Origin of the sequence: Polaribacter sp. KT25b, from assembly GCF_900105145.1 — a bacterium.
Classification (GTDB): domain Bacteria; phylum Bacteroidota; class Bacteroidia; order Flavobacteriales; family Flavobacteriaceae; genus Polaribacter.
In genome coordinates this window covers 1,807,648-1,820,457 of sequence record NZ_LT629752.1, presented here as the reverse complement: position 1 = coordinate 1,820,457, position 12,810 = coordinate 1,807,648, and the positions used below count along the sequence as shown (strand labels likewise).

Here is a 12,810-nt window from a genome sequence, read left to right as displayed (position 1 = left end):
AAGCTACAGAAACTTTTGATAGATTTAAGGATAAAAAAATATAATGACACAACAAGAATTTAGAAAACGTTACGAATTCGATCTCAAAACCGATACTATTGGTGGTGGGAGTTTTGGTACGGTTTATAAAGCGTACGATACTGTGTTAGACATTGAGGTGGCCATAAAAGTTTCTGAAGTAAAAATAGTTGGTGATAAAGAGTTTTCTCTATTAGAAGAATTTAAAGCGATTGAAAACTTAAAAAAGCATAAAAATATTGCTAATTATGAAGAAGTATATCGTTTTGAATCTTTTCCTGCTATTTACGATTATGGAATTATGCAATATTATGCGTTGGGTAATTTATCTCATTATTTAAAAAATAACGAAGTTTCGTTAGAAAAAAGAGACAGTATTACCAAAGATATTTTAGAAGGAATTGCTTTTTTACATCAGCACAAAGTAGTGCATAGAGATTTAAAACCTAGTAATATTTTAGTTGTTGATAGAAGAGGTAAAATTATTCCTAAAATTACAGATTTTGGTTTAAGTAAACAAGCAGAAGGCGATGGTAAAGCATCTCGTTTTACAAATAGCTTTGCTGGCGGAACGTTACAATATTCTAGTCCGGAGCAATTAAAAGGATTGCCATTAAAATTAAATACAGATTTATGGAGTTTTGGTGCAATTGCTTATGAAATTTTAACAGGAAAAACTCTTTTTGAAGCAGATAATCAAGGAACTGCAAGTGCTGAATGGCAGAATACCATTACACAAAAAATATTACATACTGATGTAAGTAAAGAATTAGAAAAGTTACCTGTAAAATGGAAAAAAGTGGTAACAGCATGCTTGGAAAAAGATGTAAATAAACGAATTCAAAATGCAAGTACTTTATTTTCTATTTTAAATGACGATGAAAATGTTCAAAAAGAAAATTTTGAAGAAAAAGAAACTATCGTAAAACCGAAAAAATCTTATAAAGAAAAGGAATCAACTTCAAAAAATAATAACGATGCTACTAGAATAAAAGGAAAAGAAAAAACAGTCATTAATAAGGAAAAAGAGCCAATAAATAAAGAACCTATAGAAAATCGAAAAAGCAAAAATCTGCTAGTTTATGTTATTTCTATAGTTTTTATATTAGCCATTGCCTTATTCTTTTGGAAACCTTGGGAGAAAAATATTGAGACTAAAGATTTACAAACTTATACAGCCTTTAAAAACAAAGCAGCCAATGCTTATAAAGTAGATAGTTTAGATTTAGCTCTAAAATATTACAAAGAAGTTGATTCTTTTATGAACGGCTTAAACATAAAAGCAGCAAAACAATTATTATTAAAAGAAGGTATAATTGATAGTATTAATTCTTTAAATAAGATAATAAAAAATCAATTAGAACTTGCTATTAAAAAAGAAAATGATGCTTGGGATGTTGCAAAAAAGACTAATACAATTGATACTTACAATCGTTATTTAAATGAGTATCCTAATGGTGTTTTTAGTGAAACTGCTAAATCATTAGTTTTAGATTTAAGAAAAAAACAATTAACTCCTAATCAAATAAAAAAACAGGTAATTACCGCTATCAAACAAGGAATTGAGAAAAGAGAATCAAACAGAACAATAGCACAAAAATTTTTAAAATTACAATCTAAATTAACAATTTATAAATTGTTAAACGCAGTATATAAAGTTAACAATACTAACGGAATTGAATATGACTTTTTAGAGTTACTAGATAATGTTGCTAATTCTTCTAATAATTTTTTAGAGATAAAAGATTATTACAAAAATAACATGCTGTCTAGAAAAAGGTTATCTCAAATAGTACCTTTTTTATTGAATGATATAAATAGTAAAATTGTTTCTAATACTCAATTTGATAAGGAATCATTTAATCTTTTAAGTGCTGATGTTTCAATTGTAGATTGTATTGCAGAGACAGAATTAAAATTTAATACAGGAAGATACGATAATCGATTTATTGATAATCAAAACAGCCAAAGATCAATATTTAATTTCTTAAGAATGATTAATGAGGCAATTTTGTCTTCAAATAAAAGTAAATCAGCAATTAAAAAAGATATTTCTGTTGGTATCAAAAAAGTAAACAATGAAATATATTATTTAGTAAAATCTATGAATATGGATGCTCAAACTAGAGAATTATTTAATTCTAATACGCTAAGTAATGGCAACTATAAGCTAGTTAAAGATTCTTTTAAATCAAGTTTAAATTCAGCTATATCTAGCGCTAATGGATTTTATAGATTTCGTTATTTAAGAAGTGGAGAAATTAAATTAGATGATATTTAAAATTAGTTTAGTGTAAAATATAAATGAGAGCAGTAATTATGAATCAAGAAAAATATAAAAAACTATACAAATTCAATTTCAAAACCTAATTAGAATCAAATTTTAATGAAACAAATAAATACCATACAATGTTTAAATTTTTCTAATATTGAAGATGCTTCATTTTTAGAAGAAAATGCTAGTTTACTTTCAGTTTCTAGTAAATTATCTTTTTTTTACTTAAAAGAAGATTCTTTAGATAACAGAATATTGTTACGTAAATTAATAAACACCAATGAAAATGAACATTTTGTGGTGGTTTCTACAAATAAAGAAGTAGCATTTTTAGCATGGAAAGCAAATGTGTTGGCTTTTATGCATTATCAGAAAGAGTTATCTGTGGGGTTTCATGAATTTAGAAATCGATTTAAAAAATATCCACCGATAAAAGAAGAAATCAAAGAAAAATTAAAAATTAATTTTAAAGGTGGTTTTGAATTGGTAGACATTACAAGTATTTGTTTTTGTGTAGGGAGTGGTAATTACACCTATATTTATTTAGAAAATGGAACTAGAAAATGTATATCATATCCTTTAAATGTATTAGAAAATAGAATAAAAGAAGTCTCTTTTTTAAATAGAATAGGTAAATCTTTTATAGTAAACATCAACAGAATTAAAAAAGTACAAAGTCAGCATATAGTTTTTAAAGGAGCTACAGAAATAGAATTAAAATTAGGAGAAATTTATATAAAAAGAGTGAAACAAAATTTACTTTGGTATTAGTATGAAAGCATTTACAATAGGAAGAAACGAAAATAACGATTACAAAATAGATAACAATACCGTTAGTGGTAATCATGCAGAATTGCAAATTGCCAATGATTTTAAAACTTTTACGCTAAAAGATTTAAACTCTACAAATGGCACATCTGTTAACGGTCAAAATATTATATCGAAAAGAATTGATGAAAAGCAACGCATTCAATTAGGTACATTTTCTTTAGATGTAGAGGATTTTTTTAAAAAAGTGCAGGCTTATATTTTAAAAAATAGAACTGAGTTTTCTACAGAGTTTCATCAACTAAAAGAAATTGAACTAAAATATAAAAATGAAAAACAGAATGTAAATAAATATTTTAAGTTAAAATCTGCACTTTTAAAAGGTAGTATTACTATTGGTTTAATGGTGTTGGTTTATAACAATGCCTATGTAAAATCTATCGAAGGAATAAGAATATATTTAATGTTAGGTATTGGTACTATTGGTGGTTTAATTTCTACAGCATCAATTTCTGATAAAAAAGTAAAAGAAAAACTAGAGGATTTGTATATCGATTTTTCAGAAAAATTTCATTGCCCAAAATGTAAGTTTGATATGACTTCTAAAAGTTGGCGATTTTGGAAATCTAAAAAGAAATGTCCGAAATGCAAATGTAATTGGGTTAAATAAAAAGTTATTTTTTGAAAAATAAAGAAAACATAGAAATGATTACCATAGAAATTGAAGTTCCTAAAAAACCAGATACAGAATTTTTAGCGGATGAAAACTTTGTTTCTTTGGATTTAGAAGAAATAGAAAATACGCTAATTACTGATGAAATTACACTAGAAGACCTAGAAATAGATACAGCACAAATAACAATTGATGAATTTGAAGATGATGATTTTGAAGAAGATTTTAATGAGTTAAATCCTTTGGATGAAATAGATTTAGATTTTGATGAAATTTTTGAATAATAAATAATATGGCAGGATATAAATGTAAAAAATGCAATACCAATAACACTGTTTTACAAGAATGGATAGAACTTGGCATTAGCAGAGTAGTAACTTGTAAATTTTGTGGGCATAAGATGAATTTAAACTTAAAGCCTAGATCAGTACAAAATAATCCTGGTACACAAGTATCAGAAAACGGACAAGGTTTTAATCATTTTATGGAAAATGAACCAGGTACAAATGTTGTAGGAATCAATAAAAAATCGAAAAGTAAGTTCAAATTACAGATTTTAAAAAGTAATGGTTCTGCAAGTAATTTAGCTGTTAAAAATCCGAAAGAAAATTATACCATATTTATTGGTAGAAATCCGGAAGGAGCAAGTGGTAATTTTAATGCAGAAAAAGATGTCTCTTGGATTTTGGATGACGATTATCTTTCTAGAGCGCATTGTAGTATAAAAGTTCAGAAACAACAGAACAAAGTACAATTTATCATAGAAGATTTAAAAAGTACAAACGGCACACTCGTTAATAAAACAAAACTAGAAAACGAAGATCAAATTTTACTGCATCTTGGTGATGAAGTAGAAGTAGGAGATACTGTTTTTACCTTAACACAAGCTTAAATTTTGTTTTCATTTAATAAAACCTACGTTTCGTGAAGTAAATTTTATCAGAAATAAAAAAAGAGATAATTTTAATAAACTTTAAAAAGAAAAAAATGGAGAAAAAGACATTCATAAAAGGAGCAAGTCAACCATCAAAAAAAAATACAATAAAATTTAAAGGAGTTACCAAAAAACAAATTGAATTACTTAAAGCAAAAAGATTACCATTTGCTGCTGCTTTAGGATTAATTGCTGGTATTGGATCTCAATATGCATTTTTAAGCGCAACAGGTAAAATAGTTGAAAAAGAAGATGTTGATACTGATGAAACTGATGCTGAGACAGAAGAAACTTTTGATTTTGAAGTTCCAACAGATATAGAATTTTCTGATGCTGTTAAAGAAGATATGTCTTTTGCAGAAGCTTTTAAAACAGCAAGAGAAGATACAGATGGTTCAGGTTTTTTTAATTGGCATGGCAACACTTATCATACTTTAAATAAAGAAGAATGGGACGCGCTTTCTGATGAAGAAAAACAAGAATTTTACGATAAAATTAAAGAACATTCAGACTTTGATAATACTGATTATAGTAAAAACGATACAGATGAAACTGATGTTATAATTGATGAGGATGAAACTGATGAAAATAATGAAAACGAAGACGAAACTATTGACGAAGAAATAATTGATGAAATAAGTTATGATGATATTGTTTTTAATGATGACAACGATATTATTGATTCTAATTCGGAATTAGAAGAATTTGTAACACTTGATGAAATTGGTGAAACTGTAGATATTATTGAAGGTTTAAATGATGGTGACGCAACAGAAGAAGCTGAAGGGATTGAAGGCGGAGTTACATATGAGGAAACAGAAATTGAAGAAACTAATATTGAAGACAGTTCTTTTGAAGAGACAGATTTTGAAGACAGTTCTTACGAAGAATCAGATAATGACGATACATCTGGTGATGATATAGATTATGATGATGATTATCTTGATATAATCTTTTAAAAAAAAACTGGTATATGAAAAAAATATTTTTAATAGTTTGTTTAATTTCAATTTCATTACAGAGCTGTAAATTAATAGAAAACTATAAAGCTACAGAAGGCTACAAAGTAAATGAAGAGTTTAAAATTGAATTAGAAAAAGAAGGTGATGGAGGTTATCAATGGAGTTATATACCAATACCAGAAGTAGAACAAATAAACACTTCGAAAAAAATAATTAAAAGTGAAGGTAAATTATTAGTTAGTTATAACAAGGTTTTCACTTTTAAAGCACTTAAACCAGGTACTTATAATTTAGAGTTTCATTTTTTAAGAAGTTTTGAAAAATTAGATTCTATTCCAGAAGATTTTAAAAAAATAATTAAAGTAAATATTAAAAAATAATACTATGAAAAATTTAAGAATTGTTTTTATTACAATGCTATCATTGTATTCTTTCTTTGCAAATGCACAGCAAAAAGGTACAGGATTAGTTGTACCAACAGATCAAGAATTTAGAAAACTGTTTAAAGTACAAAGTGGTTATATTCAAGATGGTCAAAAAATATATGATCTTACATTAACTAAATATGGTGATGAAAACGCTACTTCTTTCGATTTAAGAGACTATAATGGTGTAACTTCTGTAAAAGATCAAGGTACTTGTGGTTCTTGTTGGGCTTTTGCTGCTGTTGCAACAATAGAATCTAGCCATGCTTTAATAAATAAAGAAAAGTTAGATTTATCAGAACAATCTTTTGTTAATTGTGTAAATGATAGTAATGGTTGTAGTGGTGGTTGGTATGATTTTGCTTTTAATTGGTTACTAGAAAACGATGCTGAAGTAGCTTTAGAAGGGCAAACACCTTATGAAACAGTACAAAAAAGTTGTGCTTTATCCGAAGGAAAATCTAATGTAAAATTAGCAAATTATAATTTTATTTCTGGAAATCCATCAACAGTAGAAATTAAAAACTTATTGGTTAAACATGGTGCAATGTCTGTTGCTTTAGATGCAAATACATTCGAGTTTCAAAATTATAACAGTGGTGTTATAAAAACAATGAATACTTTTCCTACACATGCAGTAACTCTTATTGGTTGGGATGATGATAAAGAAGCTTGGTTAATTAAAAATTCTTGGGGAGTAAATTGGGGATTAAATGGCTATGCTTGGGTTGGTTACAATACTTCTGGACTTACCGCTTTTTCTTGGGCAGATGTTACAAAAAACGATTTTTTACCAGAACCAAATAATGATACAGACTTAGTAGAAATAGATTTTGTACATGCACTTGGTTCTTTACAAGTACATCAAGAATTATACGTTAAGATTGATGATGAAGATCCAAAGATTTTTGGAATGAATAAAAAAGGCGTTAAATATCATAATAGAGTATTTGCGACTAAAGGAAAACATAAGTTTGAAATTATAACAACTTCAATTATTAAAAAAGAAAACAAGAAATCTTTAATTTTTGGATATTCAAGTGCAAACGTAAATGTAAAAAAGAATAAAACATATAAATTAGTTTATAAAGAAAGATTAAAAGAATCTAATATTTTTAAATTAACGCTTGAAGAGGATGATATTAAAGTAGATTAAATCATAAAATAAAGATTTTTTTTTTTTGAAAAGTAATAATTAAACTTCATAATTAATCATATAAAATAAGATCAAAGTTTACAAAGCAATAAAATAAAATATGCAAACAAGAGATTATGATGATTATATATATGTGTCATCAACATTAGGTTTTAGAAAAGTAAATGACGACGGTAATGAAGTGTTTGTAAACAAGGAAACTGATGGCTATTGTAATTTATATGCTGATAGTATTAGCGTTAGTTATTTACATAGCATGAATGATGCTCAAATAAATGCAATTCATTTTTTTGAAGAAAATCATGAATATATTTTTGAAGTTTTAATGGCTCATTTTTCTAAAAGATATCAAAATCCAAAATTAGAACTTGGGTTTAGAGATGTTAATATTTTAGATGAAAATGAAAACGAAATTTGTTTCACAGAATATGCTTTTATTGATGCTAAAAAAAATAAAATAAAAATTAAAATGCATCAACTTAAATTGATTAATTAGATATGCTCTACATTAAATTCGCAATAAAATCACAAGAAAAATTTATAGCTTTTAAAGAAGTATATAATCATATGTGTGCTGTTAGAAAACCAGGTTATCAAGAAGAAGAAAAAACAATAGATTGGGAAACTGCTACTGATGAAGAAATTGACCATTTTATGGATGAAGATAAACCTAAAATTGAACTTTTTAATCAGTTATTTCCTGTTTACGCTCAAGAGTTTTTACGCAATTATTTTTCGTACGATAAAAGCAAAAGTATTTTGGTAAGAGCAGATATTTTATCTTTTTTTAATTATTTAGAATATGGTTTTGAAGTTGATTTAGATGCTTTAGAAAAACAAAAAGAAAACGAAGTAATTGTAAAATTCTCTACAGGAAATTATCCTTATGGAGGAATGGAACGCTTTTTAATGACGCTAAAAGCATTTGAATTAAATCCTATTGAGTGTTTTGATGGTTATAATGTGTATCTATTTCAATGGACTTCAGATTATGAACATGACGCTATTATTTTATCAGAAAAAACAAAAGAATACATAACTTCTTTACAACAGAAATAAGAGTGAAGAACTCTTAGAAAAAGAAAGATTTTTAGTATTCAAGATGTATAAAGTATATAAAATGGTTTGTAAATTTAATATTAGAATAACTGTATTAAAAATCGCTATATTTTTATTTCTGATATTTTTATGCAACGTTTCTTTTGCTCAAACAGCCAATAATAAGCATAAAACATGGTTAAATAAAAAAACAACTTTAAATATTTTATATACAGATTAATCTGATAATAAGAAGAATTTAAAAATTGGTTATTTAAAATAAAGTAAGAAAAATGAAAACTAAAAAGTTAAGAGGACACAAACGTATTTTCAAAAATATAGAAAATTGGAAAAATAGCAGTTTAAAACTAGATTTAAAAGATTTAGAAGAATATCAAAGAAACTATGAAAAAGTTTGGGTTCGTCCTTTTAGTGATACTTCAATATCAGGAAAACCAATTCCGGTTCCAAAAAGAAAATCTCGAAAACTAATTTTAGAAAGTTTACTTGCTATTTTTAATAGTTGGGAAACACAATTAAAAACGTTGGATAAACCTTATTATTTAGCAATTTGGTTGTACGAACCCAATATAGCCTATTCGCAAGTAGTTTGTGCAATTGATGGTTTTTTAAACTTTTATGATATTACTTTTTATCGTCCAGAAAATCAAAAAAAAATGCCAACTCAAAATTATGGAAATTTAAAAACGGAGTTAGATACTTTTAATTGGCTTTATGCCAAAGATGATAATTACTTTACCAGTGAAGATTTAAAAATGACTGAAGATGAATATTATACAATTGAAGAATATTATAATTTTCAAAAATGGTATAAACGAAAATTAAAACAAAAATTGAGAACTTACACAGATAAAGATGGTAAAATTACGTATTATATTCCTAAAGACACTGTTTGGATTGGAACAAGAAGAGGCTAAATAAATCAGAAGAATTGTAATTATAAATTTTATTTGATACAGGTTAAAACGAAAAAGCATCAAGTTAAACCTTGATGCTTTTTTATTGTGAACAGAACTTAAAGTTCTTATTGTTTATATAAACTATTTCATAAGTTTATTAAGAATTTTTCTTTGTAATGACTCAAATTCTTCTTTAACTTTTTTTACGTCTTCAATATCTTCTCCTATTAAAACTTCATGTTCATTATTTTTTAAAACTTTAGTTTTATGGGTTTGAATAGTCTGTTCACCAACAACATTCTTAGTAACACCTCCAGTAATTACATCTTTGTCATATAGATTTTTATCGTCTTTTTTCATAATATTGGTTTTAAGATTCATTTAAATATAAGAAAAATTAAACTTTTTTCCAAATTTTCACAGCCTAAGTTTACTCAATTTCTTTAGCTCTTTTTATAATATTTTCTGGAATAGCCTTTTTAGCTTTTGCGCCCATCTTTTTTAATTTTTCAACGCTATTTATTAAGTTTCCTCTACCATCAAAAAGTTTATTCATTGCATTAGAGTATTCTTTTTTACTATCATCAATTCGTTTTCCAATAGTAACTAAATCAGTTAAAAGGCTTTGAAACTTATCATATAAAGCACCAGCTTGTCTCGCAATTTCAATTGCATTTTTTTGTTGCTTTTCGTTCGTCCACATAGAATCAATTGTACGTAAAGTAGCCAATAAAGTCGTTGGAGTAACAATAACAATGTTTTTTTCGAAAGCTTCGTTGTATAAATGAGTATCAGCATTTATAGCAACTGCAAATGCGGGTTCAATTGGTATAAAAAGCAACACAAAATCTGGAGATGCTATTTTATAAATATCTTCATATTTTTTTTCTGATAATTGGTCTACATGTCGTTTTAAAGAAGCAACATGTTCTTTTAAAAATTGTGCTTTTAAAGTTTCATCATCTTCATTTACATATTGCTCATAAGCAGTTAAAGAAACTTTAGAATCTACTATCATTTTTTTATTATCTGGCAAATGAATTACTATATCTGGTAAAATTCTTTTACCATCTTCATTGGTAAAGCTTTGCTGCACATAATACTCTCTATCTTTCTCTAAACCAGATTTTTCTAAAACTCTTTCTAGAACTAATTCGCCCCAATTTCCTTGTGTTTTGTTATCGCCTTTTAAGGCTTTTGTTAGGTTGATAGTTTCCTTGCTCATTTGCAAATTCATCTCTTTTAAACCTATAATTTGCTGACGTAAAGCAGCATGATAATCGATACTTTCTTTGTGCGTTTGATCTACTTTATCTTCAAAAACTTTTATTTTTTCTTGAAGCGGATTTAAAATAATTTTTAAATTTTCTTTGTTTTGTTCTGTAAATTTATTCGATTTTTCTTCTAATATTTTATTAGCAAGCACTTCAAAATCATTCGTAAATTTTTGTTGTAATTTTTCTACTTCGCTTTTATGTTCATCCAACTTTAGTTGCAAATTTTTGTTTTCTGATTCTTGCCTTGTATTTACAGTTATTAAGTTTTCTTTTTCTTGCTGATTATTTTTCAGTTCTTTTTGAAGCTCAATATAATTATCTTCAACCATATCTTTAGATTGTTGCAATAATGCAACGCGTTCTTCTAAAGTAGATTTCTCTTTTTCTATGAAGGTTTTTTCTTTTTCTAGGTTTAATTTGGTTAAAAGTTTACCAATAAAAAATCCTACAAAGCTAAATACCAGTGCTATTAATAAGTAAATAATCAATTCGTTCATCATGTCAATTTAAGTTCTTAAATTTATCACTTTTAAAACAGACAATGAAAGCTATTGCAAAATTTATATTATACACCATTTTAGGTTGGAAATTGGAAAACGATTTTCCAAAAGATATAAAAAAATATGTTGTTATTGCTGCTCCGCATACAAGTTGGGTAGATTTTCCTATTGCTATTTTATCTAGAATGGCTTCTGGAGTGATGATAAATTTTATCGGCAAAAATTCTCTTTTTAAAGGTCCTTTTGGCTTTTTTTTTAGAGCTTTAGGAGGCACACCTGTTGATAGAAGTCAAAGTAATAATTTGGTGGATGCAATTATTGATATTTTTAATTCTAAAGATGAATTTAGACTTGGTTTATCGCCAGAAGGAACTCGTAAAAAAGTAGATGCTTGGAAAACAGGTTTTTATTATATTGCTAAAGGAGCAAATGTGCCAATTGTGATGGCAACTTTAGATTTCGAAAAAAAGCAAGTTAAAATTTCTGAACCTTATTATACAACTGATGATAAAGAAAAAGATTTTAAAGTTTTTTATGCTTTTTATCACAATGTAAAAGGTAAAAATCCAGATCAATTTTAACAAGGATTTTTAAAACCCTTGCTAAAATTGAGTTTTTTTAAGACTTATATTTGTTTGCAACTTTTTGTGCAATTCCTACAATTACTTCAGTAGCTTTTATCATCGATTCTACAGGAACATACTCAAATCGTCCATGAAAATTATGTCCGCCAGCAAAAATATTTGGGCAAGGCAAACCTTTGTAAGAAAGTTGAGAACCATCTGTACCACCTCTAATTGGTTTTATTAAAGGCGTAATACCAATTTCTTTCATAACTTCCTCTACAATATCTACAATATACATAACCGGAGTAACTTTTTCCTTCATGTTAAAATATTGATTTTTAATTTCTACTTTAACCAAATCTTGCTGTAAACGCTCATTAAAATCGAACGCAATTCTTTGCATTAAGTATTTTCTTTCTTCGAATAAATCGAAATCGTGATCTCTAATAATATATTCTAAAACAGTTTCTTCTACATTTCCGGTAATGTCATGTAAATGGAAAAAACCTTCATAATCTGTTGTTTTTTCTGGAACTTCTGTAACAGGTAGAGACGAAATAAATTCGTTTGCAATTAATATTGAATTTATCATTTTTCCTTTTGCATATCCTGGATGTACAATTTTACCAGTAATTGTAATTTTAGCACTTGCAGCATTAAAATTTTCGTATTCTAATTCGCCAATTTGACTTCCATCCATGGTGTAAGCCCATTTTGCACCAAACTTTTCTACATCAAATAAATGTGCTCCTTTACCAACTTCTTCATCCGGAGTAAAACAAATTCTGATTTTTCCATGTTTAATTTCTGGATTTTTAATTAGATATTCCATTGCAGTAACAATTTCTGTAACACCAGCTTTATCATCTGCGCCTAAAAGCGTTGTTCCGTCTGTGGTAATAATTGTCTGACCTTTATATTGCAACAAATCTTCGAAATAATCAGGAGATAAAATAATGTTTTTCTCTTTGTTTAAAACGATGTCTTTTCCGTCGTAATTTTCTATAATCTGCGGATTTACATTTTTTCCTGTAAAATCTGGACTTGTATCAATATGCGCAACAAAACCAATTGTTGGCACTTCATAATTTAAATTACTTGGCAAAGTTGCCATGATGTAACAATTTTCATCTAACTCAACATCTTGTAAGCCAATTTGTTTGAGTTCTTTTTCTAGAATTTTTGCTAAATCCCATTGTTTTTTTGTGCTTGGAAAAGCAGGATTGTTAGGATCTGATTCTGTATCAATCGTAACATATTTTATAAAACGTGTTGTAATGTGTTGTTTATCAATCATT

Annotated in this window: 15 protein-coding genes; 12 read left to right on the top strand and 3 right to left on the bottom strand. The window is 27.0% G+C overall.

Features of this window, described 5'->3' with window-relative positions; translation table 11 throughout:
• Window positions 1-43 precede the first annotated feature (43 nt).
• The 11 genes from BLT70_RS07835 (at window position 44) to BLT70_RS07785 (ending at window position 9,187) form a co-directional block, all read left to right on the top strand.
• Window positions 44-2,299: a serine/threonine-protein kinase gene (locus BLT70_RS07835; protein ID WP_091893269.1), complete on the top strand. Its 2,256-nt coding sequence runs from the start codon at window positions 44-46 to the stop codon at window positions 2,297-2,299.
• 105 nt (window positions 2,300-2,404) lie between these two features.
• A complete protein-coding gene (locus BLT70_RS07830; RefSeq protein WP_091893267.1) occupies window positions 2,405-3,064 on the top strand; it encodes a LytTR family DNA-binding domain-containing protein in 660 nt (219 codons plus the stop codon).
• A 1-nt stretch (window position 3,065) separates the two neighbouring features.
• Window positions 3,066-3,731, top strand: coding sequence for an FHA domain-containing protein (locus BLT70_RS07825; RefSeq protein ID WP_091893266.1), 666 nt, complete (start codon window positions 3,066-3,068; stop codon window positions 3,729-3,731).
• 11 nt (window positions 3,732-3,742) lie between these two features.
• The gene (locus BLT70_RS07820; protein ID WP_157691862.1) at window positions 3,743-4,018 is read left to right on the top strand and encodes a hypothetical protein; all 276 of its coding nucleotides are present in this window, start codon (window positions 3,743-3,745) and stop codon (window positions 4,016-4,018) included.
• A gap of 8 nt (window positions 4,019-4,026) precedes the next feature.
• Window positions 4,027-4,626, top strand: a complete 600-nt coding sequence (locus tag BLT70_RS07815) for an FHA domain-containing protein (protein WP_091893261.1) — start codon at window positions 4,027-4,029, stop codon at window positions 4,624-4,626.
• A 95-nt stretch (window positions 4,627-4,721) separates the two neighbouring features.
• Window positions 4,722-5,627, top strand: coding sequence for a hypothetical protein (locus tag BLT70_RS07810; protein WP_091893259.1), 906 nt, complete (start codon window positions 4,722-4,724; stop codon window positions 5,625-5,627).
• A gap of 14 nt (window positions 5,628-5,641) precedes the next feature.
• Entirely contained in the window at window positions 5,642-6,010 is a 369-nt protein-coding gene (locus BLT70_RS07805; RefSeq protein ID WP_091893257.1) for a protease inhibitor I42 family protein, read from the top strand.
• Window positions 6,011-6,014: 4 nt separating this feature from the next.
• Window positions 6,015-7,211: a C1 family peptidase gene (locus BLT70_RS07800; RefSeq protein WP_091893255.1), complete on the top strand. Its 1,197-nt coding sequence runs from the start codon at window positions 6,015-6,017 to the stop codon at window positions 7,209-7,211.
• 100 nt (window positions 7,212-7,311) lie between these two features.
• Window positions 7,312-7,707, top strand: a complete 396-nt coding sequence (locus tag BLT70_RS07795) for a hypothetical protein (RefSeq protein ID WP_091893253.1) — start codon at window positions 7,312-7,314, stop codon at window positions 7,705-7,707.
• 2 nt (window positions 7,708-7,709) lie between these two features.
• Window positions 7,710-8,270, top strand: coding sequence for a hypothetical protein (locus BLT70_RS07790; RefSeq protein ID WP_091893251.1), 561 nt, complete (start codon window positions 7,710-7,712; stop codon window positions 8,268-8,270).
• 272 nt (window positions 8,271-8,542) lie between these two features.
• Window positions 8,543-9,187, top strand: a complete 645-nt coding sequence (locus BLT70_RS07785) for a hypothetical protein (protein ID WP_091893249.1) — start codon at window positions 8,543-8,545, stop codon at window positions 9,185-9,187.
• Between the two features lie 123 nt (window positions 9,188-9,310).
• Here the strand turns inward: BLT70_RS07785 and BLT70_RS07780 are convergent, their stop codons facing one another.
• Complete coding sequence (locus BLT70_RS07780; protein WP_157691861.1) at window positions 9,311-9,529, bottom strand: hypothetical protein; 219 nt, start codon at window positions 9,527-9,529, stop codon at window positions 9,311-9,313.
• Window positions 9,530-9,599: 70 nt separating this feature from the next.
• Window positions 9,600-10,943, bottom strand: a complete 1,344-nt coding sequence (gene rmuC, locus BLT70_RS07775; protein WP_091893245.1) for a DNA recombination protein RmuC — start codon at window positions 10,941-10,943, stop codon at window positions 9,600-9,602.
• 44 nt (window positions 10,944-10,987) lie between these two features.
• Between rmuC and BLT70_RS07770 the strand changes: the two genes are divergently transcribed.
• A complete protein-coding gene (locus BLT70_RS07770; protein ID WP_091893243.1) occupies window positions 10,988-11,527 on the top strand; it encodes a 1-acyl-sn-glycerol-3-phosphate acyltransferase in 540 nt (179 codons plus the stop codon).
• Between the two features lie 37 nt (window positions 11,528-11,564).
• Here BLT70_RS07770 and pepT read toward each other — a convergent pair whose 3' ends face one another.
• A complete protein-coding gene (pepT, locus tag BLT70_RS07765; protein ID WP_091893241.1) occupies window positions 11,565-12,809 on the bottom strand; it encodes a peptidase T in 1,245 nt (414 codons plus the stop codon).
• Window position 12,810 lies beyond the last annotated feature (1 nt).